General features: G+C 70.3%; 23 protein-coding genes. 18 read left to right on the forward strand and 5 right to left on the reverse strand.

Translation table 11 applies throughout. The features are described from left to right. Positions 1–90 precede the first annotated feature (90 nt). Genes ACFOW8_RS18570 through ACFOW8_RS18580 form a run of 3 tightly spaced genes read left to right on the forward strand, consistent with a single transcriptional unit; the run spans position 91 to position 2337 of the window. Positions 91–1341, forward strand: coding sequence for a bifunctional 3,4-dihydroxy-2-butanone-4-phosphate synthase/GTP cyclohydrolase II (locus ACFOW8_RS18570; RefSeq protein WP_378551928.1), 1251 nt, complete (start codon positions 91–93; stop codon positions 1339–1341). Positions 1342–1366: 25 nt separating this feature from the next. Beyond that, the gene (gene ribH, locus ACFOW8_RS18575) at positions 1367–1843 is read left to right on the forward strand and encodes a 6,7-dimethyl-8-ribityllumazine synthase (RefSeq protein ID WP_378551929.1); all 477 of its coding nucleotides are present in this window, start codon (positions 1367–1369) and stop codon (positions 1841–1843) included. An 11-nt stretch (positions 1844–1854) separates the two neighbouring features. Then, positions 1855–2337: a PH domain-containing protein gene (locus tag ACFOW8_RS18580; protein WP_449289775.1), complete on the forward strand. Its 483-nt coding sequence runs from the start codon at positions 1855–1857 to the stop codon at positions 2335–2337. Between the two features lie 69 nt (positions 2338–2406). Here ACFOW8_RS18580 and ggt read toward each other — a convergent pair whose 3' ends face one another. Then, complete coding sequence (ggt, locus tag ACFOW8_RS18585) at positions 2407–4353, reverse strand: gamma-glutamyltransferase (RefSeq protein WP_378551930.1); 1947 nt, start codon at positions 4351–4353, stop codon at positions 2407–2409. Positions 4354–4455: 102 nt separating this feature from the next. On the opposite strand from ggt, the gene ACFOW8_RS18590 reads away from it, so the two are divergent. Next, on the forward strand, positions 4456–5148 hold the full coding sequence (locus ACFOW8_RS18590; protein ID WP_378551932.1) for an HAD family hydrolase: 693 nt from the start codon (positions 4456–4458) through the stop codon (positions 5146–5148). Between the two features lie 101 nt (positions 5149–5249). Here the strand turns inward: ACFOW8_RS18590 and ACFOW8_RS18595 are convergent, their stop codons facing one another. Next, complete coding sequence (locus ACFOW8_RS18595; protein WP_378551933.1) at positions 5250–5666, reverse strand: hypothetical protein; 417 nt, start codon at positions 5664–5666, stop codon at positions 5250–5252. 104 nt (positions 5667–5770) lie between these two features. On the opposite strand from ACFOW8_RS18595, the gene uvrC reads away from it, so the two are divergent. From uvrC to tpiA, 7 genes are all read left to right on the forward strand, one after another. Beyond that, a complete protein-coding gene (uvrC, locus tag ACFOW8_RS18600; RefSeq protein ID WP_378551935.1) occupies positions 5771–7759 on the forward strand; it encodes an excinuclease ABC subunit UvrC in 1989 nt (662 codons plus the stop codon). Between the two features lie 117 nt (positions 7760–7876). Then, positions 7877–8833 (forward strand): RNase adapter RapZ, encoded by a 957-nt coding sequence (gene rapZ / locus ACFOW8_RS18605; protein ID WP_378551937.1) that lies wholly within the window; start codon positions 7877–7879, stop codon positions 8831–8833. Further along, positions 8830–9876 carry a gluconeogenesis factor YvcK family protein gene (locus ACFOW8_RS18610; protein WP_378551940.1) on the forward strand — a complete coding sequence of 349 codons (1047 nt, stop codon included), beginning with the start codon at positions 8830–8832 and terminating at the stop codon, positions 9874–9876. The genes rapZ and ACFOW8_RS18610 overlap by 4 nt, the downstream gene beginning before the upstream one ends. After that, positions 9867–10850, forward strand: coding sequence for a DNA-binding protein WhiA (gene whiA, locus ACFOW8_RS18615; protein WP_378551941.1), 984 nt, complete (start codon positions 9867–9869; stop codon positions 10848–10850). Before ACFOW8_RS18610 ends, whiA begins: the two co-directional genes overlap by 10 nt. 203 nt (positions 10851–11053) lie before the next feature. Next, entirely contained in the window at positions 11054–12070 is a 1017-nt protein-coding gene (gap, locus tag ACFOW8_RS18620) for a type I glyceraldehyde-3-phosphate dehydrogenase (RefSeq protein WP_378551943.1), read from the forward strand. 5 nt (positions 12071–12075) lie between these two features. Further along, positions 12076–13290, forward strand: a complete 1215-nt coding sequence (locus tag ACFOW8_RS18625; protein ID WP_378551945.1) for a phosphoglycerate kinase — start codon at positions 12076–12078, stop codon at positions 13288–13290. Between the two features lie 3 nt (positions 13291–13293). Further along, positions 13294–14079, forward strand: coding sequence for a triose-phosphate isomerase (gene tpiA, locus ACFOW8_RS18630; RefSeq protein ID WP_378551946.1), 786 nt, complete (start codon positions 13294–13296; stop codon positions 14077–14079). A gap of 63 nt (positions 14080–14142) precedes the next feature. On the opposite strand, the gene ACFOW8_RS18635 is transcribed toward tpiA, so the two are convergent. Beyond that, positions 14143–14934: an META domain-containing protein gene (locus tag ACFOW8_RS18635; protein ID WP_378551948.1), complete on the reverse strand. Its 792-nt coding sequence runs from the start codon at positions 14932–14934 to the stop codon at positions 14143–14145. Between the two features lie 475 nt (positions 14935–15409). Here ACFOW8_RS18635 and ACFOW8_RS18640 point away from each other — a divergent pair, with 475 nt between their 5' ends. Beyond that, positions 15410–17020 (forward strand): MFS transporter, encoded by a 1611-nt coding sequence (locus ACFOW8_RS18640; RefSeq protein ID WP_378552109.1) that lies wholly within the window; start codon positions 15410–15412, stop codon positions 17018–17020. Between the two features lie 10 nt (positions 17021–17030). Continuing rightward, complete coding sequence (gene secG / locus ACFOW8_RS18645; protein WP_378551950.1) at positions 17031–17264, forward strand: preprotein translocase subunit SecG; 234 nt, start codon at positions 17031–17033, stop codon at positions 17262–17264. An 87-nt stretch (positions 17265–17351) separates the two neighbouring features. On the opposite strand, the gene ACFOW8_RS18650 is transcribed toward secG, so the two are convergent. After that, positions 17352–19769: a thiamine pyrophosphate-dependent enzyme gene (locus tag ACFOW8_RS18650; protein WP_378551953.1), complete on the reverse strand. Its 2418-nt coding sequence runs from the start codon at positions 19767–19769 to the stop codon at positions 17352–17354. Between the two features lie 125 nt (positions 19770–19894). Next, positions 19895–20500 carry a TetR/AcrR family transcriptional regulator gene (locus tag ACFOW8_RS18655; protein WP_378551955.1) on the reverse strand — a complete coding sequence of 202 codons (606 nt, stop codon included), beginning with the start codon at positions 20498–20500 and terminating at the stop codon, positions 19895–19897. Positions 20501–20622: 122 nt separating this feature from the next. Here ACFOW8_RS18655 and ACFOW8_RS18660 point away from each other — a divergent pair, with 122 nt between their 5' ends. The 5 genes from ACFOW8_RS18660 to ACFOW8_RS18680 all read left to right on the forward strand — a co-directional run bounded on the left by ACFOW8_RS18660 (position 20623) and on the right by ACFOW8_RS18680 (position 26659). After that, positions 20623–22395 carry an ABC transporter ATP-binding protein gene (locus ACFOW8_RS18660; protein WP_378551957.1) on the forward strand — a complete coding sequence of 591 codons (1773 nt, stop codon included), beginning with the start codon at positions 20623–20625 and terminating at the stop codon, positions 22393–22395. Then, positions 22392–24107 (forward strand): ABC transporter ATP-binding protein, encoded by a 1716-nt coding sequence (locus tag ACFOW8_RS18665; protein WP_378551959.1) that lies wholly within the window; start codon positions 22392–22394, stop codon positions 24105–24107. The genes ACFOW8_RS18660 and ACFOW8_RS18665 overlap by 4 nt, the downstream gene beginning before the upstream one ends. A gap of 88 nt (positions 24108–24195) precedes the next feature. Next, positions 24196–25290, forward strand: coding sequence for an NAD(P)/FAD-dependent oxidoreductase (locus ACFOW8_RS18670; protein ID WP_378551962.1), 1095 nt, complete (start codon positions 24196–24198; stop codon positions 25288–25290). Further along, a complete protein-coding gene (sigJ, locus tag ACFOW8_RS18675) occupies positions 25287–26171 on the forward strand; it encodes an RNA polymerase sigma factor SigJ (RefSeq protein WP_378551964.1) in 885 nt (294 codons plus the stop codon). Before ACFOW8_RS18670 ends, sigJ begins: the two co-directional genes overlap by 4 nt. Positions 26172–26227: 56 nt before the next feature. Then, positions 26228–26659, forward strand: coding sequence for a hypothetical protein (locus ACFOW8_RS18680; RefSeq protein ID WP_378551966.1), 432 nt, complete (start codon positions 26228–26230; stop codon positions 26657–26659). The last annotated feature ends 1 nt before the right edge of the window (position 26660 follow it).

A 26660-nucleotide genomic window follows, 5' to 3' on the forward strand; every position in this document is an offset into this window, starting at 1 on the left:
ACGAAGGAGTACCCGGCGGGAGGGAAGAATCGAGGCCGCAAGGCCGAGAAACCCGCGGCGCCAGCCGCCAAGAATACGGAGCAAGCAGACGTGACCAGGTTGGACAGCATCGAGCGCGCGGTCGCCGATATCGCGGCCGGCAAGGCTGTCGTCGTCGTCGACGACGAGGACCGGGAGAACGAGGGCGATCTCATCTTCGCGGCCGAGAAGGCCACCCCGGAGCTGGTCGCGTTCATGATCCGCTACACCTCGGGCTACATCTGTGTCCCGCTCACCGGCGACGACTGCGACCGGCTCGGCCTGCCGCCCGCGTACGCGATGAACCAGGACAAGCACGGCACCGCCTACACCGTGTCGGTCGATGCCCGTGAGGGCGTCACCACCGGCATCTCGGGTGCGGACCGCGCGGTCACCATGCGGCTGCTCGCCAGCGCGCAGGCCAAGGCCGACGATTTCACCCGGCCGGGGCATGTGGTGCCGTTGCGCGCCAAGGACGGCGGCGTATTGCGGCGCCCCGGCCACACCGAGGCCGCGGTCGACCTGGCCAGGATGGCCGGGCTGCGGCCCGCCGGGGTGATCTGCGAGATCGTCAGCCAGAAGGACGACGGGCACATGGCCCGCACCGACGAGCTGCGTGTCTTCGCCGACGAGCACGACCTGGCGATGATCTCCATCGCCGACATGATCGCGTGGCGGCGCAAGCACGAGAAGCACGTGGTTCGGGTGGCCGAGGCGCGCATTCCGACCGCGCACGGCGACTTCAAGGCGGTCGGCTACCAGAGCATCTTCGACGAGGCCGAGCACGTGGCGCTGGTGCGGGGCGACATCGGTGACGGCGAGGACGTGCTGGTGCGCGTGCACTCGGAATGCCTGACCGGTGACGTCTTCGGTTCGCTGCGCTGCGACTGCGGCCCGCAGCTGGACGCTGCGCTGGAGATGGTCGACAAGGAAGGCCGCGGTGTGGTCCTGTACATGCGCGGGCACGAGGGCCGTGGCATCGGCCTGATGCACAAGCTGCAGGCCTACCAGTTGCAGGACACCGGTCGCGACACCGTCGACGCCAACCTCGATCTCGGTCTGCCCGCCGACGCCCGCGACTACGGCACCGGGGCGCAGATCCTGGTCGACCTGGGGATCCGCTCGATGCGGCTGCTCACCAACAATCCCGCCAAGCGCGTCGGCCTCGACGGCTACGGGTTGCGGATCACCGAGCGGGTGCCGATGCCGTTGCGCGCCAATGCGGAGAACCTGCACTACCTGCGCACCAAGCGGGATCGGATGGGGCACGACCTGATCGGCCTCGACGATCTCGATCTCGATCTCGGCGAGACCGCGCAGTGACCACGACTTCGGAAAGGGAGCAACGATGAGCGGCACGGGTGTCCCGTCCTTCGCGCTGGCCAAGGCCACAGACGTCAAGCTCGGGATCGTCGCCTCCCGCTGGCACACCGAGATCTGCGACACCCTCGTCGCCAACGCGCAGCGGGTGGCGAAGGAGGCAGGCGTCGAGCATGTCACCGTGGTGCGCTGTGCCGGGGCGATGGAGCTGCCGGTGGTGGCGCAGGAGCTGGCCCGCACACATGACGCGGTGGTCGCGCTCGGGGTCGTGATCCGCGGCGGCACACCGCACTTCGAGTATGTGTGTGACGCGGTGACGGCGGGGCTCACCCGGGTGTCGCTGGACGCGGCTACCCCCGTCACCAACGGGGTACTCACCACCAACGACGAGCAGCAGGCGCGCGATCGCGCCGGGTTGCCCGGTTCGGCCGAGGACAAGGGCGAGCAGGCCTGCGCCGCCGCCCTCGACGCCGCGCTCACCCTGCGCGCCCTGCGATCGGTGTGACCGTGCCGGTGGTGCGGACCTGGCGGCGTTCCGGCGGTGCTCCCGGAACCGGGGAGTGGGAACTGGAGGTGCGGCCGCGCCGGGCGATCCGTACCGCCGTGGTGGTGGCGATCGCCATCCTGGCCTTCTTCACCGTGGGCGGGGTGTTGCTGCGCACCGGCTCGACCGGCGTCAACTTCCGCGTCGTCGATCAGATCGCGATGATCCTGATCGGCGTCCTCGGTGCGGGGGCGGTGCTGCTGCTCACCCGCCCCCGCGTCCGCGCGGGCGCCGCGGGCGTGTCGGTCCGCAATATTCTCGGCGACCGCGATTACCCGTGGTCCTACATCCGCGGCGTCTCCTTCCCCGACCGCAAGTCCTGGGCACGCCTGGAACTGGTCGACGACGACTACGTCCCCATGCTCGCCATCCGCGCCAACGACAAGGCCCATGCCGCCGCCGCCATCGAACGCCTCCGCGAACTCGGCGCCCACTACACGGCCGCCGAGGACTGAGCGGCTCGGTACGCTCGCGGGCATGACGCCCGCGCAGGTGGTCGAGCTCTACCCGATGGCCATGACCCGCTAGCGGGAGTCGCCGAGGACGGCGCCTTCGCGGCGTGGATCGGCGCCGCCGGTCCAGCCGTCGGTGCCGTCGCGCTGCAGGGCGCTCAGGCCGCTGGTCTGGGGTGCCACCGAGACCTGGTGGCCCATGGCGCGCAGCCGCTGGACGAGGGGGTCGTCGTCGCCGTTGTCGGCGGCGTCGATGGCGGGATGTTCGCCGCCGACACCGGTGACAGGGGTGTTGCCCGCGCCGAAGGAGACGCCGGAGACCGCCTGTTGCGGGTCGAGGCCCCAATCGAGGATATTGACCAGCGTCTTCACCACGAACTGGATGATCACCGCGCCGCCGGGGGAGCCGGTGACGAGGGCGAGCTCGCCGCGATTGCCCGCGTCGTCGCGGTCGAAGACCAGGGTGGGGGCCATCGAGCTGCGCGGCCGTTTGCCCGGCTGCAGCCGGTTCGCGACGGGAATTCCGTCCGGGTCGAGCGGATCGGCGGCGAAATCGGTGAGCTCGTTGTTCAGCAGGAAACCGTCGACGAAGTGGAACGAGCCGAACGCGGACTCGATGGTGGTGGTCATCGCGGCGGCATTGCCGTACTCGTCGACCACGGAGATATGACTGGTGCCGTGCTCAGGCGGCTGCGGGCCGACGCCGAGCGGAACCGGACCGAGATCGCCAGGGGCGGCGGTACCCATGCTGCGGTCCGGGTCGATCAACGTCGACCGTTGCTTCAGATATTGCGGATGCACCAGCGACAGCGCGGAATTGCCGGGTAGCGGAACGAAATCCGGGTCGGCCACGTATTTGTTGCGGTCGGCGTAGGCCAGGCGCTCGGCCTCGGAGATCAGATGCACCGCCTGCGCGTCCGGGCGCCCGCCGTCGGCGTCGACGTCCTGTGGGCCCAGCGCGGAGAGGTCGAAATTGGCCAGGATGCCGAGCGTCGCGGCGACGGTGCTGCCACCGGAGGACGGGGCGGGCATGCCGCACAGCTCGAACTTGCGGTACCCGGTGCACAGCGCGGTCCGCTTCTCTGCCTCGTAGTTCGCCAGATCGCTGGTGGACAGCAGGCTCGGCGTGCGTCCTCCTGCCGTGCTGCCCGCGGCCTCGACGATGTCCTGGGCGATGGCGCCGGTGTAGAACGCCTCGGCCCCGTCGGTGGCGATCGCACCGAGCGTCTTGGCCAGTGCCGGGTTGGTGAGCAGGGTTCCCGCCTGCTTGGGCGAACCGTCGGCTTCCAGGAAGTAGCCGCGCGCGCCCGCGTCGGTGGCGAGGTCCGTCGTCGACTCGGCGATCTGCCCGGCCAGCCGCGGACTGATCTCGAACCCGCTGTCGGCCAGGCTGATCGCGGGATCGAACAGCTCGTTCCACGCGGTCTTCCCGTGCTCGCGGTGGGCGAGCTCGAGCATCCGCAGCACTCCTGGCACGCCGATGGAACGGCCACTGGCCCTCGTGTTCGGCGCCGGTTCGGTGCGATCGGTGTCGCTGACCCAGCGCAGATAGTTCTCGGTCGCGGTGGCAGGCGCGGTCTCGCGGCCGTCATAGGCCTCGACGGTGCGGGTATCGGCCCGGTAGTGCACGAGGAAGGCGCCGCCGCCGATACCGGAGGCCTGCGGCTCGACCAGCCCGAGCACCGCCTGCGCGGTGACCAGCGCGTCGGTCGCCGTTCCGCCCGCCCGCAGCACCCGGCAGGCGGCCTCGGTGGCCAGCGGATTGGCGGTGGAGACGGCGTAGGTCGCGGTGCGCACCGCGGTCATCCCCGTGCGGTAGCCGGACGCGATCTCAGGGTTGGTGCTGAGATTCGTTGTGGTCGTCGCGCCGGGTACGGGCGCGGCCGTGACGGGCGTCCCGTTCGGCGTGCCGGCGCAGTCCGCCGCCGCGGTCTCGTCGGCCGCGCAGCCGGTGAGCAGACCCACCGTGAGGATCGCGGCCGCCGCGGCCCCGATCCACGTCCGTCGCCTTGGCGTCATCAGGGCAGGATAACCCCGCGCGGTGGTGACGGTGGCGCGAATGTTCGGTTGCCGAAAGACTTTCCGCCCTGGCGCGGGCGCGGGGATCGTTACCCTGGCGACATGGATATCGATGCGGTGCTGTTCGACTTCTCCGGGACGGTCTTCCGGCTGGAGGAGGACCCGTCCTGGGCCGACGAGCTGGTCGACGACGACGGCACGCCGTTCGACGTCGCCGCCAAGGCCGAGGTGTTGCGGCGGATGACGGCGCCGGTCGCGCAGTTCATGACCTTCGACGCGGCCGGTCAGCACGCGTGGGATCACCGCGACCTCGACCCGGACCTGCACCGGCACGCCTATCTCGAGGTGTTGCGCGGCGCGGGCGTCCCCGAGCACAAGGCCGACGTCCTCTACCACCGGCTCATCGATCCGCTGGCGTGGACGCCGTATCCCGACACCGGAATCGTTCTGGAAGCACTGGCTGCCCAGGGGATTCCGATCGGCATCGTCAGCAATATCGCCTTCGACATCCGCCCCGCCTTCGACAAGCACGGCTGGACCGACCTGATCGGCGCGATGACGCTGTCCTACGAGGTCGGCGCCATCAAACCGAACGCGGAGATCTTCCGCGACGCCACCGACCGCCTCGGTGTCGATCCCGGCCGCGTCCTGATGATCGGCGACAGTGCCGAGGCCGACGGCGGCGCGACCGCGCTCGGGGCCCGGTTCGCCCTGGTCGACGCCGTCGCGACCGTCGACCGGCCACATGCTTTGATCGACGCGCTCGTCGGCCACGGGATCACCGTCGAGCACTGAGCCGGGCACCGCCGGGCAGCACGCTCACCCGGATCGGGCGCGGGCTGAGGACCGGAGGGCACGGCGCCCACGCGCACGGGACCGGAGCACGACCGACCGGCTCAACGCTCGCGCGTGAACCAGGCCTTGGCCGAGGGGCGTAGCAGGAGGGCGAGGATGGCGCCGTTGGCGACGATGCCGACGGCGCCGGGTGGGAGGCCGGTGAGGATGCCGGTGCTGGAGACCAGGGCGGCGATGGCGGCTACCGCGATCGTGACCTGGCGGACGCGGTCGCCGCCGCGGCCGAACAGCAGGACCAGCGGGGCGAGGGCGAAGGTGGGCAGGTAGCCGGCCAGCAGGGTGGTCAGCGAGCCCGGCATGTCGAGGGCGACGGTCACCACGATCAGCACCGCGCCGACCAGGGTCGCGACCAGCGCGATCAGCCGGGCGCCGCGCACCGGTCCCGGCATGGTGCCCGACGGTGGCGCCTCGTCGGCGTAGCGGTCGGCGAGGTCGGCGGGGGAGGTGGCGTCGGTCAACGGTGATCCTTTCCGGAACTAGTCCGGGCATTCACGGTACACGGGCAGACCAGGAGGTCCGCTCGGTCGGTGAGGGTGTCGGTCCGGGTCGATAGGCTGAACAGGTGGCAGATCCCGCGACGTACCGGCCGGCGCCGGGCACCATTCCCGTCGAACCCGGTGTGTACAAGTTCCGGGACGCACACGGGCGGGTGATCTATGTCGGCAAGGCCAAGAGCCTGCGCAGCCGGTTGAACTCCTACTTCGCCGACGTGTTCTCACTGCACCCGCGCACCAAGCAGATGGTCACCACCGCCGCGAGCGTGGAGTGGACGGTGGTCTCGACCGAGGTCGAGGCGCTGCAGCTCGAATACAACTGGATCAAGGAATTCGATCCGAGGTTCAACGTCCGCTATCGCGACGACAAGACCTACCCGGTGCTCGCGGTCACCTTGAACGAGGAGTACCCGCGCCTGTTCGTGTACCGCGGCGCCCGCAAGAAAGGTGTGCGGTACTTCGGCCCCTACGCCCACGCCTGGGCCATCCGCGAGACTCTCGACCTGCTGCTCCGGGTGTTCCCGGCCCGCACCTGTTCCAACGGAGTGTTCAAGCGGCACAGCCAGATCGGGCGCCCCTGTCTGCTCGGCTACATCGACAAGTGCTCGGCGCCGTGCGTCGGCAGGGTCACCGCGGGCGAACACCGCCGCATCGTCGACGACTTCTGCGACTTCCTGTCAGGCCGGACCGACCGGATGGTTCGCGCGCTGGAACGCCGCATGCACGACGCCGCCGACGACCTCGACTTCGAGACCGCGGCCCGCTTGCGCGACGACGTGCAAGCCCTGCGCCGGGCGCTGGAGAAGCAGGCCGTTGTGCTCGGCTCCGGCACCGACGCCGATGTGATCGCCTTCGCCACCGACGAACTGGAAGCCGCGGTGCAGATCTTCCACGTGCGCGACGGCCGGGTCCGCGGCCAGCGCGGCTGGGTGGTCGACAAATCCGGCGACGCGCTCGACATCGCCGAATCCGGCACCGAACTCGCCGCGCTCGTCGAACAGTTCCTCACCCAGTTCTACGGTGAACAGGCCGCCGTCGCCGACCAGAACGCCGACTCCGACGTGATCGTCGTCCCGCGCGAGGTACTCGTCCCCGAACTGCCCGCCGACGCCGTGCAGATCCAGCAGTGGCTCAGCGACCTGCGCGGGTCGGCGGTCTCGCTGCGGGTACCGCAGCGTGGCGACAAGAAGGCGCTGGCCGAGACCGTGCAGCGCAACGCGGGTGAGGCGCTGGCCCAGCACAAACTCAAGCGAGCCGGTGACCTGACCTCGAGATCGCAAGCGCTGCAGGACATCCAGGACTATCTCGACCTCGACAGCGCGCCGCTGCGGATCGAATGCGTCGACATCAGCCACGTGCAGGGCACCGACGTGGTCGCCTCGCTGGTGGTGTTCGAGGACGGCCTGGCCCGCAAGTCCGACTACCGCCACTACGCCATCAAGGAGGCGGCGGGGGAAGGCCGCTCCGACGACGTGGGCAGCATCGCGGAGGTGACGAGGCGCCGCTTCGCCCGCCTCGCCCGCGACCGGCAGCAGGTCGCCGATGTCGAACCCGACGAGACCGACGAGCCGACCGGGCGTCCCGGCGTCGATCCGGTCACCGGTAAGCCGCGGCGCTTCGCCTATCCGCCGAACCTGTACGTGGTCGACGGCGGCGCGCCGCAGGTCGCCGCGGCCGCGGAGGTGCTCGATGAGCTCGGCATCACCGATGTCGCGGTGATCGGCCTTGCCAAACGTCTCGAAGAGGTCTGGGTGCCCGGCGAATCCGATCCGGTGATCCTGCCGCGCCACAGCGAGGCGCTCTACCTACTGCAACGTGTGCGCGACGAGGCGCACCGGTTCGCCATCACCTTCCACCGCAGCAAGCGCTCGCGCCGGATGACAGCGTCGGCGCTGGACTCGGTGCGCGGGCTCGGCGAGGCCAGGCGCACCGCGCTGGTCACCCACTTCGGGTCAGTCGCCAGGATCAAGGACGCGACAGTCGAGGAGATCACCTCGGTGCCAGGAATAGGTGTCTCCACGGCCAAGGCGGTCCTCGCGGCGCTCAACAGCGCGTAGCGGGCGGGGTGGAGCGCAGGACGCAAGATTGCGAGTGCCGTACGTTGTGTGTCTGCGCCCGATACCCGAACCGGTGCGGGATGATCGAAAGGCACCCAGAAACGGATCCGGTAGGACATGACACGCGTCGAATCGAACAACAACAATGCGGGGGCGGTACCCGGAAAGGCCGGGTCGGTCCCCGAGACACAGCCAGTGGAAGTGGTCATCGTTACCGGCTTGTCCGGTGCGGGCCGCGGCACCGCCGCGCGCGTACTGGAGGATCTCGGCTGGTACGTCACCGACAACCTGCCGCCCGAACTGATCGGGCGGATGATCGAGCTCGGCGCGGCGGCACAACCGCCGATCCGGCGGCTCGCGCTGGTCATGGACGTGCGGAGCCGGTTCTTCACCGGTGATCTCTCCGGCGTCACCGAACAGCTGAGGGTCGCGGGCATCAGGACGAGGGTCCTGTATCTGGAAGCCTCCGACGATGTGCTCATCCGGCGCTTCGGTTTCGCACGGCGCAGGCACCCGCTGCAGAGCGACAGCCCCGAAGGGACGCTGTCGGCCGGGCTCGCCGCGGAGCGGGTCAGACTCGCCTCGGTGAAGGCCGCCGCCGATGTCGTCATCGATACCACCGAGCTGTCGATCCACCAGCTGCACCGCAAGCTGGAGGAGGTATACGGGGCTGGCGCGCCCGCCGCGCTGCAACTGACCGTGCAGTCGTTCGGTTTCAAGTACGGTGTTCCACTCGACGCCGACATGGTGTTGGACGTCCGATTCCTGCCCAACCCGCACTGGATTCCCGAACTGCGGGAACACACCGGGCAGGAGTCGGTGGTCAGCGACTACGTGTTGTCGAGGCCGGGCGCGCAGGACTACCTGTCGACCTGCCACCATCTCGTCGACCTGACCACGACCGGATACCGCCAAGAGGGGAAGCGATACATGACGGTGGCAGTGGGGTGCACCGGCGGCAAGCATCGCAGCGTCGCGATCGCCGAGGCGCTCGGGGAGCGCATCGGCGCCGATACCGGGGCCGTGGCGGTGGACGTTGTCCGCGTCGTGCACCGGGATCTGGGGCGCGAATGAGTGGCTGGGAAGCCGACCCCGCCGTCGTCGCGCTCGGCGGCGGACACGGGCTCTACGCGACCCTGACCGCGATACGCAGACTGACCAGGCGGATCACCGCGGTGGTCACCGTGGCCGACGACGGCGGCTCCTCCGGCAGGCTACGTGGTGAACTGGGCATGCTGCCGCCAGGTGATCTGCGGATGGCGCTGGCCGCGCTGGCCGAGGACGCCGACGGGGTGTGGACGACCACGGTGCAGCACCGCTTCGGTGGCACCGGCGCGCTGGCCGGGCACTCGGTCGGCAACCTGATCCTGGCCGGGCTCACCGATGTGCTCGGTGATCCGGTCGCCGCGCTCGACGAGGTGGGCAGGCTGCTGCGGATCACCGGCAGGGTGCTGCCGATGTCGCCGATTCCGCTCGATATCGAGGCCGAGGTATCGGGCCTCGAATCGGATCCGCGGATCGGCAGGTGCGTGCGCGGCCAGGTTGCGGTGGCCACCACGCCGGGTAAGGTCCGGCGGGTGCGGCTGATTCCGTCCGATCCGCCTGCAGGCCCGGAAGCCACCGCGGCCATCGCACACGCGGATGTCGTTGTGCTCGGCCCTGGTTCGTGGTTCACCAGTGTCATTCCACATGTGCTGGTGCCGGGGCTGCGTGAGTCGCTGGTGCATACCAGGGCGCGCAAGGTGCTCGTGCTGAACCTGGCGGCCGAGCCGGGGGAGACGGCCGGCTTTTCCGCGGAGCGTCATCTGCATGTATTGTCCCAGCACGCACCGGATTTCGCGGTCGACGACGTGCTCGTCGACTCGGCGTCGGTGCCCGAGGGGCGGCAGCGGGAACATGTGGCAAGAGCCGCCGAACAGTTGCGTGCACGGGTAACGTTCTGCGATGTCGCCGAGCCGGGAACGGATCGGCACCATCCCGGAAAACTGGCCGCCGCGCTGGATCAGCTGATCCGGCAGCCGCGGCCGCAACTGGCAGGGCTTCGAGTCGAGGGACAGCACACGGGATCGGCTGTGCGTTCCGGGTCGGTGGGAAAGGAGCGCGTCTCGTGGCGATGACAGCCGAGGTGAAGGACGAGCTGAGCAGGCTCGTGGTGTCGCAGGTCAGCGCGCGCAAGGCGGAATTGTCGGCCTTGCTGCGGTTCGCCGGTGGTCTGCACATCGTGGGGGGCCGGGTGATCGTCGAGGCCGAGGTGGACATGGGATCCATCGCGCGGCGGTTGCGCCGGGAGATCTTCGAGCTCTACGGGTACGGCTCGGATGTGCACGTACTCGGGGCGGGCGGCCTGCGCAAGACCTCCCGCTATGTGGTGCGGGTGTCCAAGGAGGGCGAGGCGCTGGCCCGCCAGACCGGCCTGCTCGACGTGCGTGGCCGCCCGGTGCGCGGGCTGCCGGCGCAGGTGGTCGGCGGCAGCATCGGCGATGCCGAAGCAGCCTGGCGCGGCGCGTTTCTCGCGCACGGCTCGCTCACCGAACCCGGCCGGTCCTCCGCGCTCGAGGTGAGCTGCCCCGGCCCGGAGGCGGCGCTGGCGCTGGTCGGCGCGGCGCGGCGGCTCGGCATCACCGCCAAGGCTCGCGAGGTCCGCGGCACGGACCGGGTCGTGGTCCGTGACGGCGAGGCCATCGGCGCGCTGCTCACCAGGATGGGCGCGCAGGACACCAGGCTCACCTGGGAGGAACGCCGGATGCGCCGCGAGGTGCGGGCCACCGCCAACCGGCTGGCCAATTTCGACGACGCCAACCTGCGGCGCTCGGCGCGCGCGGCCGTCGCCGCGGCGGCCAGGGTGGAACGGGCGCTGGAGATTCTCGCCGACGACGTGCCGGATCATCTCGCCGCGGCGGGCAAACTGCGCGTCCAGCACCGTCAGGCCTCGCTGGAGGAACTCGGCCAGCTGGCCGATCCGCCGATGACGAAAGACGCTGTGGCCGGCCGTATCCGGCGGCTGCTGTCGATGGCCGACCGGCGTGCCAAGGACCTCGGGATTCCCGACACCGAGTCGGCGGTCACCGCGGAACTCCTCGACGACGCGTAGCCGCGCCACACCGGTGGCGGTGTGGGGAATCCGACGTTTTGGGCAGAGCGGTCATGCATGACCGCTCTGCCCTTTATCGTGGGCGTTCCCGGCGGCGTTCGGCCGGGGACTCACAAACCGCAGGTGGCTGTCGGTGGGCTTCGGTCGGCTACTACTGTGGTGAGCGTCGGAATGAATCCGCTTGAATGCTGAGGAGCGATAACGTGACTGTCCGGGTAGGTATCAACGGCTTCGGTCGTATCGGACGTAACTTCTTCCGTGCGGTGGAGGCGCTGAAGGCTGTCGGCAAGACCGATATCGAGATCGTCGCGGTCAACGACCTCACCGACATCAACACCCTCGCCACCCTGCTGAAGTACGACTCCATCCTGGGTCGGCTGCCGCAGGACGTCTCGGTCGACGGTGACACCATCGTCGTCGGCGAGCAGCGCATCAAGGCGCTCGCCATCAAGGAGGGCCCCTCGGCCCTGCCGTGGGCCGACCTCGGCGTCGACGTCGTCGTGGAGTCCACCGGCATCTTCACCGCCGCGGAGAAGGCCAAGGGCCACCTGTCCGCCGGCGCCAAGAAGGTCATCATCTCCGCGCCCGCGACCGGCGACGACATCACCATCGTGATGGGCGTCAACGACGACAAGTACGACGGCTCGCAGAACATCATCTCCAACGCCTCGTGCACCACCAACTGCCTCGGCCCGATCGCCAAGGTGCTGCACGACAGCTTCGGCATCGAGCAGGGTCTGATGACCACGATCCACGCGTACACCCAGGACCAGAACCTGCAGGACGCGCCGCACAAGGATCTGCGTCGCGCCCGCGCCGCCGCGCTGAACATCGTGCCCACCGGCACCGGTGCCGCCAAGGCCATCGGCCTGGTGCTGCCCGAACTGCAGGGCAAGCTCGACGGCTACGCGCTGCGCGTCCCGGTCCCGACCGGCTCGGTCACCGACCTGACCGCGACTCTCACCAAGGCCGCCACCATCGAGGAGATCAACGCCGCGATGAAGGCCGCCGCCGAGGGCCCGATGAAGGGCATCCTCAAGTACAACGAGGACCCGATCGTCTCCAGCGACATCGTCACCGACCCGCACTCGTCGATCTACGACGCCCCGCTGACCAAGGTCATCGGCAACGAGGTCAAGGTCGTGTCGTGGTACGACAACGAGTGGGGCTACTCCAACCGCCTCGCGAACCTGGTCGATCTCGTCGGCAAGTCGCTGTAGCCACGATGACGGTCAAGACACTCCAGGATCTCCTGGCCGAGGGTGTCGAGGGTCGGGGCGTGCTCGTGCGCTCCGACCTGAACGTCCCCCTCGACGACAACGGCCAGATCACCGACCCGGGCCGCATCATCGCCTCGGTGCCGACGCTGTCGGCGCTGGTCGAAGCGGGCGCCAAGGTCGTCGTGATGGCCCACCTCGGCCGCCCCAAGGGCGAGCCCGACGCCAAGTTCTCGCTGGCCCCGGTGGCCGCGAAGCTGGCCGAACTGCTCGGCCGCAACGTCCAGCTGGCCGGTGACGTGGTCGGCTACGACGCGCTCTCGCGCTCGGAGGGACTCACCGACGGCGACGTGCTGCTGCTGGAGAACGTGCGTTTCGACGCGCGCGAGACCAGCAAGGACGATGCCGAGCGGGCGAAGCTGGCCGCGGCCTACGTGGAACTCGTCGGCGAGGACGGCGCGTTCGTCTCCGACGGTTTCGGCGTTGTGCACCGCAAGCAGGCCTCGGTCTACGATGTCGCCCAGCTGCTGCCGCACTACGCGGGCACCCTGGTCGCCGCCGAAGTCGACGTGCTGCAGAAGCTGACCACGGATCCGGCCCGCCCGTACGCGGTGGTGCTCGGCGGCTCCAAGGTCTCGGACAAGCTGGCCGTGATCGAGGCGCTGGCGCCCAAGGTCGACACCCTGGTGATCGGCGGCGGCATGTGCTTCACCTTCCTTGCCGCCCAGGGCGTTTCGGTGGGTACCTCGCTGCTGCAGGAAGAGATGATCGATACCTGCAAGGACCTGCTGGAGCGCTTCGGCGACGTGCTGCACCTGCCGGTCGACATCGTGGCTGCCGACACGTTCGCCGCCGACGCCGACGCGAAGACGGTCGCCTCGACCGAGATTCCCGACGGCTGGATGGGCCTGGACATCGGCCCCGAGTCGGTGGCCCGGTTCGCCGCGCTGCTGACCGAGGCGAAGACGGTGTTCTGGAACGGCCCGATGGGCGTGTTCGAGTTCGAGAAGTTCGCCGCCGGCACCCGCGGGGTGGCCGAGGCCATCGTGACCGCGACCGGCAAGGGCGCGTTCACCGTGGTCGGCGGTGGTGACTCGGCCGCTGCCGTACGCACCCTCGGCCTGCCGGACGACGGCTTCTCGCACATCTCCACCGGTGGTGGCGCGTCGCTGGAATACCTGGAAGGCAAAGAGCTGCCCGGTATTTCGGTACTGGAGGGCTGAGACATGGCACGCAAGCCGCTCATCGCGGGCAACTGGAAGATGAATCTCAACCACCTCGAGGCCATCGCGCTGGTGCAGAAGGTGGCGTTCGCGCTGCCGGAGAAGTACTTCGCCAAGGTCGACGTGGCGGTGATCCCGCCGTTCACCGATATGCGCAGCGTGCAGTCGGTGGTCGAGGGCGACAAGCTCCTGCTCACCTACGGTGCGCAGGACGTGTCGGTGCACGACTCCGGTGCTTTCACCGGCGAGGTCAGCGGGTCGATGCTGGCCAAGCTGGGCTGCACTTTCGCGGTGGTCGGGCACTCGGAGCGCCGCCAGTACCACAACGAGGACGACGCGATCGTGCTGGCCAAGGCCAAGCAGGCGCTGAAGAACGAGATCACGCCGATCGTCTGCATCGGTGAGGGACTCGGGGTCCGCGAGGCGGGCACGCACGTCGAGTACAACCTCGAGCAGCTGCGCGGTTCGCTCAAAGGCCTGTCGGCCGAGCAGATCTCGCAGGTCGTGATCGCCTACGAGCCGGTCTGGGCGATCGGCACCGGCAAAGTCGCCTCGGCGGCCGACGCGCAGGAAGTGTGCGGCGCGATCCGGGGTGAGCTGGCCGAGCTGGCCTCGCCCGAGGTGGCCGCGTCGGTACGGGTGCTCTACGGCGGGTCGGTCAACGCCAAGAATGTCGGCGAGCTGGTCGGTCAGCCCGATATCGACGGTGCCCTGGTCGGCGGTGCCTCGCTCAAGGCGGACGAGTTCGCCACCCTGTCGGCGATCGCCGCAGGCGGGCCGCTGCCCTGATCGGGTGACAACAACCGAAAGGCCGGAAACCGTTGTGGTTTCCGGCCTTTCGGTTGTTCCGGGCTACTGCCGTGCGTGCAGGATCAGGCCGTAGCCGTTCTCGTTGCGCAGCGTGAGCTGGTCGGCGTCGACGGTGGCGGTGGTGGTGCCGTCGAGGGCGCGCAGCACATCGTTCTCGACCTCCATAACCTCCGGTGCGCACATCATCTTGGTGGTGGCGACGGCGAAGTTCACCGCGTCGCCGGGGCCGATGCCCGCGGTGCCGGACAGCTGGTTGCAGCCGGCCATGCCGGTGACGGTGCCGCCCTCGCCGATCGTCAGGTGCGGGCCGACCTCGTCGAGGGTGGTGGAACGCACCTGTGCCTCCTGGCTGATCAGGGTGGTCACGACCCAGGTGGTGCCGAGCAGCGGCTTGTCCGGGGTGAGGACCTTCTTGTCGGTGAGGTGGACGGTGACGGTCTCGCCGGTGAGGATCAGCCGGTCGCCGTCGAGGCGCCAGCGCGGATCGGACTCGAGGAATCCGATCTGCCAGGCGTCGGCGTCCCCGCGCTCGCCGGGGCAGGCCATCATCGTCGCCGCCAGCGGTGCGGTGGGGTGTAGCACCTGCTCGCTCAGGTCGACCGCACCGCTGGCGGTATTGCAGCCGGAGTTCGCGCTGACGCGCCCCTCGGCGAAGGTGAGCGTCATCGGGCCGCCGCCAGGTATGGCGCCGCCGATCACCTCGGTGGAGATGTAGGTGTGACCCATGGGCGTCGCCGCCGGGCCGGACGGTTCCTCACCGCCCGACCCGCAGCCGGTCAGTGCCGCGGCGGTCACTGCGAGGACGAGGAGGCCGAGCACAGGGGTGATCCGCATGCCACCGATCGTACGGGCGGGCGTCGCTGACGCCGTTCGGCGCTGCGCTGGTGTGTCCGGCCGACGGCCATGATCCGCGAGCGGGACTGCGCGGTCGCGCCGGTCGCCGCAGGCATGCAGCGTCGACGTCGTCCATGGGTGTCCGGCGATCCGCAGTCGCAGGGGTTGGCGCCTGCTCCCGTGTGATCGGCGGGGTGGGTACCGGCCGGGGGTGACCCGAGTACGTCCGATCGATGGACGTGGCCGGTGGCGCGGCCGCCTACGACCCTGCGGCAGCACCCGGCTGGCCGCTCGGTCGCGCCCGGCTGTGCCGATGAGGTGAACTCTGGGGCAGCCTATGACGTTGTTGCGCAGGATATCCAGGTGTTCGCGGATGCTCGTCGGCACCGGCCGCCTCCGGTCGGTGCCGCGGTCTCAGCAGCGAGCGCGTCGCGGTTTCTGGAGTCGCCGAGGATATGCTCGTCGGGTGGACAGGGTGGCGGCGGAGCGGATTTCGACCTGGGCGCCGTTGCGATCGCCGGTGTTCCGGGCGCTGTGGATCGCGCAATTGGTGTCGAACCTGGGCACCTGGATGCAGACGGTCGGGGCCCAGTGGCTGGTCGTCGATCAGCCGAACGCGGCGGCGCTGGTGGCCTTCGTGCAGACCGCGCTCACCCTGCCGGTGATGTTGCTGTCGATCCCGTCCGGGGTACTCGCCGATCTGGTCGACCGCCGCAGGCTGCTGCTCGGCGCGCAGGCGGGCATGGCCGTCACCTCGCTCACCCTCACGGTGTTCACCGCCACCGGGCACACCACGCCCGCGGTGCTGCTCACCCTGCTGTTCCTGCTCGGGTGCGGGCAGGCGCTCACCGCGCCCGCGTGGCAGGCGATCCAACCGGACCTGGTCCCGCGCGAGCAGATCACCTCGGTGGCCGCGCTGGGCAGCATGAGCGTCAATATCGGCAGGGCCGTTGGCCCCGCGGTGGCCGGGGTGGTCATCTCGCTGACCGGGCCGACGGTCGTGTTCGGGTTCAACACGCTGTCCTTCGTCGGGATCGTGGCGGTGCTGCTGGTCTCGAAGTGGCCGACCAGGCCCGTGACCCTGCCCACCGAGCGCCCGCTCGCCGCGCTGCAAGCGGGCACCCGCTTCATCCGTGCCGCCCCCGCGATCCGCCGGGTGCTGTTCCGGGCGATTCTGTTCATCGCGCCCGCCAGCGCCGTGTGGTCGCTGCTGCCGGTGATCGCGCACGACCGGCTCGGGCTGGCCGCCGACGGGTACGGGCTGCTGCTCGGCGCGCTCGGCCTCGGCGCGGTGTGCGGCGCGCTGGGGCTGTCGCGGCTGCGGGTGCTGTTCACCCCCACCCAGCGGCTCGCGCTCGCCGCGGTGCTGTTCGGGTTCGGCGCGGTGGCCGCCGCCCTGGTGCCCAGTGTGCCGGTGGTGCTCGTGCTGCTGGTCGGTGCCGGGCTGGCCTGGTTGCTGGCGATGTCCACCCTGAACTCGACCATGCAGCTGCTGCTACCCGCGTGGGTGCGGGCCAGGGGTCTTTCGGTCTACATGCTGGTCTTCATGGGCGGGCAGGCGATCGGCTCGCTGCTGTGGGGTCTGGTCGCCGGCGCCTACGGGCCGGTCACCGCGTTGCTCATCGCGGCCGCGCTGCTCGCGGTGTGCGCGGTGAGTACCGCGTGGTGGCCGATCCGGCACAACGTGGAGGACATCGATCTGTCCCCGGCCGCGTTCTGGCCGGAACCGCAGCTCGTCGTCGAACCCGATCCGGCCGACGGCCCGGTGCTGGTGATGCGCGGCTACGATGTGCCGCCCGCCGATGTGGCGGTGTTCACCGAGTCCATGGCCCTGGTCGGGCGGTCGCGGCAGCGGACGGGTGCGATGGAATGGCGGCTCTACCGGGATGTCGGCGTCGTCGACCGGTTCGTCGAGGCCTTCGTTGTGCGCTCCTGGGCCGAGCACATGCATCAGCATCAGGTGCGGTTGACCGCCCGCGACCGGGAGATCGAGGAGACTGTCGCGCACTGGTCGGCCGGTGCCGAGACGGTCTCCCACCTGGTCGCCGTCGAGCCTGGTTCGACCGGCGGGGCGCGCACCCCATAGGATGGACGCCATGTCGCTGTTCCTCGATATCCTCCTTGTGATCACCAGCGTGCTGTTGGTGCTGCTGGTGCTGCTGCACCGCGCCAAGGGTGGCGGCCTTTCCAGCCTCTTCGGTGGCGGCGTCCAGTCCAGCCTGTCCGGCTCCACCGTCGTCGAGAAGAACCTCGACCGGGTCACCATCTTCGTCGGCATCGTCTGGCTCATCGCGATCCTCGGCATCGGCCTGGAGATCAAGTTCGCCTGACGGCGGCAATGACCCGGACCTTCCGTCGGCGGTTCGGCATCGTCACCGGCCGGGGGCAGTGCTCGACCATGGTCGGGATCGCCGTGGTCAGCGCATCGGTGACGTCACGCGCAGCGCCGCCGTCTCGATCGCGGTTTCGCTGAGCAGGACCGTCTCGGCGGCCGGGCCGAGCGGCACGAAACTGTCCGCGCTGGTGACCCGGGCGAGCGCACCGTCGAACCCCGCATCGATCAGTGCCGCGTACACCGACTCGGAGACCCCGCCGCTGCGGCGGGTCTCATCGGCGACGAGGACCCGGCCGGTCGCCTCGGCGTGCCGGAGCAGCTCGGCGGTCGGGAGCGGATCGAGCCAGCGCAGGTCGAGCACCCTGGCCCGGACACCCGCCGCGGCCAGCCGGTCCGCGGTGCGCAGACACATCGGCACACCGTTGCCGAAGGTGACCAGGGTGAGATCGGTGCCGTCGCCGTAGCAGCGGGCGCTGCCGATCGGCACGTGTGCGGATGTCGGTGCGGCAAGCCAGGATTCGTCGCCGGGATACAGATCCCTGGTGTGGTACAGCGCGATCGGTTCGACGAACAGGCAGACCCGCCCGTCCACCCTGGCCGCCGACACGCAGGTGCGCAGCATGGCCGCCGCGTCGTCGGCGCGGGCAGGCACCGCCACCACCACACCGGGGATGTCGCGCAGCGCCGCCAGCGAATCGTCGTTGTGGAAGTGCCCGCCGAATCCCTTCTGGTAAGCGAGTCCGGCGATCCGCACCACCATCGGATTGCGGAACTGCCCGTTGGCGAAGAACGACAGCGTCGCCGCCTCGCCGCGGATCTGATCGGCCGCATTGTGCACGTAGGCGAGGTACTGGATCTCCGGGATCGGGACGAAACCGGCCAGCCCGGAACCGAGTGCGGTGCCGAGAACAGCTTGTTCGTCGAGCAGTGTGTCGAAGACCCGGCGGGCGCCGAAACGCTTCCGCAAGCCCTTAGTCACGCCGTACACGCCGCCCTTGCGGCCGACATCCTCACCGAAGACCAGTACATCCCGGTCCCTGGCGAGCAGCTCGCCGAGGGTGTGGTTGATGGCCTGGGCCAGCGTCATCGCGGGTTCGTTTCCGGTCGGCGACGAGGTGCGCCGGTCAACGGCCTGCCCGCGACGGTCGTCCGGCCCGGGACGTCGGGGTAGCGGATCCACGTGCACCGCGGCCGGTTCCGGCGCCGCGCGCTCGGCTGCTGTCCTGGTCGGGTGCGGTCCGGCTGTCGGCAGGTGAGTGGTCGCGCCGGCCTCGTCGCCTGCCGGTCCTGTGGCAACCGACGCTCCGACGTGCTCGGCCTCGGCGTCGACCGCGGCCGGGCGAGTGGCGTCCGGCGCCGACTGCTCGCTGACAGTCCTGAGGACATCCGCCCTGACAGCGAGCGGATGGGCGGGTGCGAGCGGCGCGACGACCGCGGCGGCGGATTCCAGCCGGGGTTCACGCACCACCTCTTCCGCCGTCGCGCGCACCACGGCGCCGATGCGGTCGTAGCGCGCCAGCAGCTCGGGTGCCTCGGCCAGGCCGGTGGTGTGCAGGTAGCGGGCGGTACCGAGCAGGGGGTCGCGGGCCAGGTCGGCGGCGAGTTCGGCCGGGCCACGGTAACCGGCCTCGACATCGGAGCCCGCGTGCCCGCCGAGGCGCACGGTCCGCAGATGCAGGAATACCGGCACTCGCCAGGTGCGGGCCAGCTGGACCGCGTCCTCGGCGGCACCGAGCACGTCGGGCAGATCACAGCCGTCGGCGGCCAGGTAGGTGAGGCCGGGCCGCGGTCCGTAGGCACGCTCGATCCAGTCCGGTGGGGTCGGCACGCTGATGCCGAGTCCGTTGTCCTCGCAGACGAATACGATCGGCATCGGCACCTCCTGGTGCGAGGCGTGCACCGCGGCGTTGATGGCGCCCGCGGCGGTGGAGTGGTTGGCCGAGGCGTCCCCGAAACTGCACACCACCACCGCGTCGGCGGGCCAAGGACACCGGACACCGAGGCGCGCCGCCCGCTCGAGCGCGAAGGCGAGCCCGACCGCGCGCGGTAGCTGGGAGGCGATCGTCGAGGTCTGCGGAATGATCGAGGCGGCCTTGCTGCCGAACACCTTGTGCCTGCCGCCGGAGATCGGATCGGCCGCCGCGGCGACCACGCCGAGGAGCATGTCGCGGATCGGATTCGCGCCAGGTATCCGCGAGCACCGCTGCACGAAGAACGCCCCGGATCGGTAGTGCAGCAACGCCGGATCGTCGACCCGCAGCGCGGCGGCGACCGCAGCGTTGCCCTCGTGCCCGGACGAGCCGATGCTGTAGAATCCCTGGCCCGCCGCACCGAGCCGCCGCGCGGCCAGATCGAGATGTCTGCTGGTGGCCTGGGCTTCGAACAGCTCGAGCGCGTCGGCGGCGGTGAGGGTGGGGACGGCTTCGGATCGGGCGTACACCGCCAGACCGGTCATCGCGGTCCGGAACGCCGTGTCCAGGTCGAGCGAACTCCGCGTCATCGCACCCACTCCTCGCCCGCCGTCGATTCGTTCAGCACTCCGATGCTAGGCGCTCGGCGGGCGTCGGCCGAGGTAGTCGGCGCTCAGACGGTCCGGGCGAGATCGAAACGTACCGCGGTGAGCGGTCAATTCGCGGGTTCACCGGTCGGCCAGAGGGGCCGGAGCGGGCGCAGGCTGTCCTCGACGTACTCGGCGACGGAGCGATCGTCGCTGTCGAGGAACCACTGCTCCAGGGCGGCCAGATAGCCGAAGATCAGCGCGTTGGTGGCCACCCTGGCCTGCGCCTCGGTGAATCGGCCGGTCGCGGCGAGCACCGGAGTGAGCCGCTGGCTCGTCCGGTCCGCCGAGGCGTACGCGGCACGGCGCACCGAGGGCTCGGTGAAGTGATAGCGCAGGCTGCGGCGCCACGGGCTCGGATCGGTGGCGCCGGATGTCGCGGCGGCAGGCGCGGATTCGTACGCGCGGACCGAGGCGAGCAGGCTGCCGATGGGGTCGCGGGCGTCGACGACGCGGTGGAGGTCGGCGTCACTCAGATTGTCGAATTCGTCGGCGACGATGATGCCCTCCTTGGTGCCGAAGAGCCGGTAGACCGTCGATGGCGAGACCTCGGCGGCGGCCGCGATCTCGTCGATGGTTACCGCGGCGAAGCCCTTCTCGTCGAACAGGTCGAGGGCACGTTCCTGGACGGTGTGCATGGCCTTGAGCCGCCAGCGTTCGCGAAGTCCGGTCATGTCCGCAGAGTAGCAGCAATCGACTCTCTACAGATTGGCGCTCGCTTCAGACATTGACTGTCTGACAAGCGGGTCGTACAGTCACTCGCTATAGACAGTGACTTTCTGAACTGGGGTGTGCAATGACGACCATCGACCGTGCCGAGCGGGCCGCGCCGCCCGACCTCGGGCAACCGGGACTCGCGGCGCTGCTCCGCCCACACGCACCCGGCTTCGCCGCCGTGGTGGTCCTGCAGGTCATCGGCGCGGTGGCCGGGTTGGCGCCGCTGCTGGCCGTGGTGGAGGTGGGCCGGTTGCTGCTCTCGCCCGGGCCGGTCGACAGCGACCGGGTGTGGGCGGCCGTGCTCGTCGGCGCGGCCGGGTTGCTGGTTCGGCTGGTGTTCACCGCCGCCTCGTCCGGGCTCGGCCACCTCATCGACAGCCGCGTCCAGCTGTCGTTCCGGCGGCTGCTCGCCGCGCAGCTCGGCCGCGTGCCGATCGGCTGGTTCGCCCGGCGCCGGACCGGGGAGCTGGCCAAGGTGGTGGGGGAGGACGTGAGCGCGGTGCATCCGTTCCTCGCGCACGCCCCCGGCGAACTCGTGTCGGCCTTCGTCGTGCCACTGGTCTCGCTGGTCTACCTGCTCACCGTCGACTGGCGGCTCACCCTGATCACGCTGATCCCGGTGCTGCTGGCGATCCTGCTCGTCCCGCTGTTGATGCTCCCGTCCCGCGAGCGCGAGCAACGCGCGTTCGATGCCGCGATGGGCCGGATCGCCGATGCCGTCGTGGAATTCGTGCAGGGCATCGCGGTGGTCAAGGCGTTCGGCGGCGGCGACCGGGCGCACCGCCGATTCCGCACGGCCGCCGACGAATTCGCCGACACCTTCCTGCGCTGGGTGCGCGGGCTCGCGCCGATCGCCGCCGGCATGCAGCTGGTCCTCGCGCCACCGTTCGTGCTGCTGATCGTGCTGATCGGCGGCACCGCGCTGATCACTCGCGGCGGACTCGCGCCCGCCGATCTACTGCCCTTCCTGCTGCTCGGGCTCGGCTTGACCGCGCCGGTCGCGGCGCTCGGGCACGGCTTCGACGATCTGCAGGCCGCGGGCCGCGCCGTCGGGCGGATCCGGGACGTGCTCGCCGTGGCACCGCTGCCCGAACCCGCCCGCCCGGTGACACCGCGTGGACACCGGGTGGTCCTGCGGGACGTGCGATTCGGCTACGACAGCGACCACGAGGTGCTGCGCGGCGTCGATCTGGTGCTCGAGCCGGGCACCGTGACGGCGCTGGCCGGACCGTCCGGTGGCGGCAAATCCACCCTCGCCCAGCTCCTGCTGCGATTCTTCGACCCGGCGCACGGCAGCATCACCCTCGGCGGCGCCGAGCTGCGTGCGATCGGCAGCGACCAGCTCTACCGGACGGTCTCGTGCGTCTTCCAGGACGTACGGCTGCTGCGGGCCACCGTCGCCGACAACATCGCGCTCGCGGTGCCGCACGCCGAGCGCGCGCAGGTGGTCCAGGCGGCTCGGCTGGCCGGGATCCACGAGCGGATCACGGCCATGCCGCACGGCTACGACACGGTGCTCGGCGACCAGGCCGGACTGTCCGGCGGGGAGGCGCAGCGGCTCGCGCTGGCTCGCGCGCTGCTCGCCGATACCCAGGTCCTCGTCCTCGACGAGGCCACCGCCTTCGCCGACCCACGGACCGAACAGGCCATGCGGCAGACCTTGGCCCGGATGCGCGGCGAGCGCACCATTCTGGTGATCGCCCACCGCCCCGAGACCATCGCTGATGCCGACACCGTCGTCCTGCTCGACGACGGCGTGATCGTCGAGCGCGGGAAACCCGCGCGACTACTGGCCGCCGACGGCGCCTTCGCGGCGTTCTGGCGTACCCATCGAGGAAGTGAGCTGTCATGATCCGCCTGTTGCTGCGCGTGCTCGGCCACGAATACGCGGGCCCGGTCCGGCGCGCCGTCGCGCTGATGAGTGTCGCCGCGGTCCTGGAAGGGCTGTCGTACCTGCTGCTGGTCCCGGTGTTGCGGGAATTGCTCGGCGCCGACCCCACTCGCGCCTGGCCGTGGCTGATCGCGTTTGCCTGCGCCGTCGCGGGCTACGCGGTGCTGCGCTATCTCGGCGACCTCGCCGGTTTCCGCGCGGGCACCACCCTGCTGCGCGGCACCTACCACCGGCTCGGCGACCATTTGGCCCGGCTGCCGATCGGCTGGTTCGGGCCGCAGCGGATCGGTGAGGTGTCCGCGCTGGCCAGCCGGGGCGTGCTCGAGGCGATGGGGGTGATCGCGCACCTGCTGGCGCCGTTCGTCACCGCCACCCTCACCCCGGTCACGATCGTGGTCGTCATCGGGGTGTTCGACTGGCGGCTCGGACTGGCCGCGCTGCTGGCCGTGCCGCTGGTGGCCGCGATCCAGGCGGGCGCGGGGCGGGCGATGGCGGCCGCCGACACCGAACGTCACCACCGCGACCAGCAGGCCACCGGGCGGGTGATCGAGTATCTGCAGGCCCAGCCCGTGCTGCGGGCCGGCGGCCGCACCGCCGAACGGTACGGCCTGCTCGACGACGCACTGCGCGACATCCACCGGGCGGGCCGCCGCGCCGTCCTGGCAGCACTGCCCGGCATGGTCGGCCTCACCCTGGTCGTCCAGGCGGCGTTCACCGCCGTGCTCGCGTTCGGCGTGTACTTCGCACTCGGCGGCAGCCTCGGGGCACCCGAGTTGCTGGCGATCCTCGTACTGGCGGCCCGTTGCGCCGAACCGCTGCTGTCGCTGGCCGACCTCGGCGGGCAGCTGCGCAGTGCCAGATCCCAGCTCGTCCGGCTGGACGCGCTGCTGCGCACCGAACCACTGCCGGAACCGGCCGACCCGCTCCTGCCGCAGGGCTCCGAGGTGGCCTTCGACGCCGTCACCTTCCGGCCCGACGCGCACACCGTGCTCGACGACGTGACACTCACCGTGCCCCAGGGCGCCAGGTACGCGATCGTCGGACCGTCCGGTGCGGGCAAGAGCACCTTGCTGCACCTGCTCGCCCGCTTCCACGACGTGGCCGCTGGTGCGGTGCGGATCGGCGGTGTCGACGTGCGTCAGCTCGGCACCGCCACGTTGATGGCGCAGGTCGCGATCGTCTTCCAGGACGTCTACCTCTTCGACGGCACCATCGAGGACAACATCCGCCTGGGTAGGCCGGATGCCACCGATCCCGAAATTCGCGCCGCCGCCACCGCGGCCCGCCTGGACGAGGTGATCGACCGGCTCCCCGGCGGCTGGTCGACCGCCGTGGGCGAGGGCGGTGCCCTGCTCTCGGGCGGTGAGCGGCAACGGGTTTCGATCGCGCGCGCCCTGCTCAAAGACGCGCCGATCGTGCTGCTCGACGAGGTCACCTCCGCGCTCGACCCGGCCAACGAAGCGGCCGTACACGAGGGCATCGAGCGGCTGATGCGCGGCCGCACCGTGATCATGGTCGCGCATCGGCTGCGCACCGTCCTGACCGCGGATCGGGTCGTCTTCCTCGACGAGGGCCGCGTCGCCGAATCGGGCACACACGAGGAACTGCTCGCGCGCGGCGGGCGCTACGCCGAATTCTGCGACATCATGGCCTGCGCTCTGACTTCCGGCTGACCGTGACGCATGTCACCGCGTCCGCGCGACACAGACCGTCGGCGGCCGGCATCCCATAGTCGATTCGATGACACCGTGGGAGGCAGACATGAAGGTTGTAGTGGTAGGCGCGGGCTACGCCGGGACCATCGCGGCGAACCGGCTCGCGCGGAAGACCGGCGACGCGCGGATCACCGTGCTCAACCCGCGGACGGACTTCGTCGAACGAGTGCGATTGCATGAGCAGGTCGCCGCGACGGGTACGGCCGCGACGCCGCTCGGTGCGATGCTGGCCCGGGGAATCACGACGCGGCTGGGGACCGTCGACAAGGTCGGCGACGGCAGTGTCGCACTCGGTGACGGCGGCAGTGAGACCTTCGACTACCTGTTCCTCGCGGTCGGCAGCACGGTCGAGGCACTGCCGGGCACCGTCGCGGTGGGGACGTGGGAGGGAGCGGACCTGGCGCGGTCCGCGCTGGCCGCACTCCCGGCCGGGAGCACCGTGACGGTCGTCGGGGGCGGGTTGACCGGCATCGAAACGGCTGCCGAGATCGCCGAGGCGCGGCCCGATCTGTGTGTGCGGTTGGTGGGTGAAGTGATCGGAGCGACCCTGTCGGAGGGCGGGCGGCGGCGAGTGCACGCCGGTCTGCGGCGGTTGCGGGTCGAGGTCGTCGAGGACACGGTCGCGCAGGTACGCCCCGGTCCGGGTCGGCTCGGGGGTGTCGTGTGCCTGCGGACGGGTGCCGAGCTCGCGTCCGACCTCACCCTGTGGGCGATCGTGGCCCACGTTCCCGACCTGGCGGCGTGCAGCGGGCTCGCGGTGAACGCCGAGGGCCGCGCGGTGGTGGACGAGTACCTTCGAAGCGTGAGCGACCCGCGCGTGTTCGTCATCGGTGACTGTGCGGCGGTCCCTGGTGCGCGGATGAGCTGTGAGACCGCCGTCGCGCAAGGCGCGCATGCCGCCGACACCTTGGCACGGATCCTCGCCGGCGAAGACCCCGAGCCGTACTCCATGGGGTACACCGCCCAATTCCTGAGCTTGGGGCGGCGCGACGGGCTGGTGCAACTCAGCCGCAGGGACGACACGACACGGCGGCTCTACGTTGCCGGGCGGCCCGCGGCCGTGCTCAAGGAGCGCGTGTCGCGCTACGCGAAACACAGCACCCGTACCGCCGACTACTCCTGGCTATCCGGGCCGAAGTGACCGGGACATCGGACACCGGCGACGAGTTCACCCGGCATCGCCCGTTGCTGTTCTCGATCGCCTACGAGATCCTCGGTACGGTCTCCGACGCCGAGGATGTGCTCCAGGACAGTTACCTTCGCTGGCGTGCGGTCGACATCGCTACGGTAGCCAACCCGCGGGCGTATCTCGCGCAGATCGTCACTCGCCAGGCGCTCGGGGCATTGCGCGCCGCCGCTCGGCGGCGGGAGGAGTACCTGGGGCCCTGGCTACCCGAACCGCTGGCGACCGGCGCGGAGGGCGGTGCGCACGTACTCACCGGCGAGGCAGTGACCACGGCGATGCTGCTGATCCTGGAGACACTGACACCGGCGCAGCGCGCGGTGTTCGTGCTGCGTGAGGTTTTCGGTTTCGGTTACCCGGAGATCGCCGTCGCGGTCGGCCGGTCCGAGCAAGCCGTGCGCAAGCTCAACCAGCGCGCACGGCACCTCGTGCGTACGCGTCGCGACCTCACGCATACCGGGATCGCGACCCCGGTCGAAGCCGAATCGGTCGCGCGGCGGTTCTCGATCGCGGCGGCGACCGGCGATGTTCAAGCACTGATGGACGTGCTGGCACCCGAGGTGGTGTTCCTCGCCGACGGCGGCGGCGTGGTGAACGCGGGCCGACGACCTGTGGTCGGCGCGAGCAAGGTGGCCCGCCTGCTGGTCGGCTGGCTGATCAAGGGCGCCCGAATGGGTGAGGTCGGTCTGCGCGCGTGCACCTACAACGAGATGCCGGCCGTGGCGGTGTCGATCGACGGGGTGCTCGACCAGCTGATCTCCGTCGAGGTCCGCGGTGATCGGGTGACAGCGGTCTATTGCGTGCGCAATCCCGGGAAATTGACGGCCGTCGAGAAGTAGTCGGCCGCCGTGCTCGAACGGCGGGCCGACCGGACGAACGAGAGGGAGCGGCCACCATGGCCTACTTCGATGAGATGTCACGGTCCCGCCAGGGGTGGGAATCGGTGGGTGGAGCGGTCGTCGCCGGCATGCTGACCGGGCTGCTGCTCGGGGTGAACGTGTGGGCCTATACCGCCGCGACCGTCGTGTCGGTGGCCGGCGGGATCCCCGCGGGTAGCCAGCACCGCACCCTCGGTGGTGCGGTGCTGCGGGGCTGCACCGGCGGGCTGACGTGGAGCGCGGCCCTGCTGTTCGCGCACGAGCTCGCCGGTCGGCCTGCGACCGCCGCGCTGCCGGAGCCGCAGGTGGCATTCCTGCCGTACTGCTTCCTGCCGACCGCGCTGGCGGCGGCCATCGTCTGGCTTGTCGCGAACAGGCGTCGCGCGTCGACCGAAACCGGCGGGGTCGTCGAACGACCCGTACCGGCTGATCGGCCGGTGTCTCCCTGAG

Source organism: Nocardia rhizosphaerae, assembly GCF_042650365.1.
Taxonomy (GTDB): Bacteria; Actinomycetota; Actinomycetes; order Mycobacteriales; family Mycobacteriaceae; genus Nocardia; species Nocardia rhizosphaerae.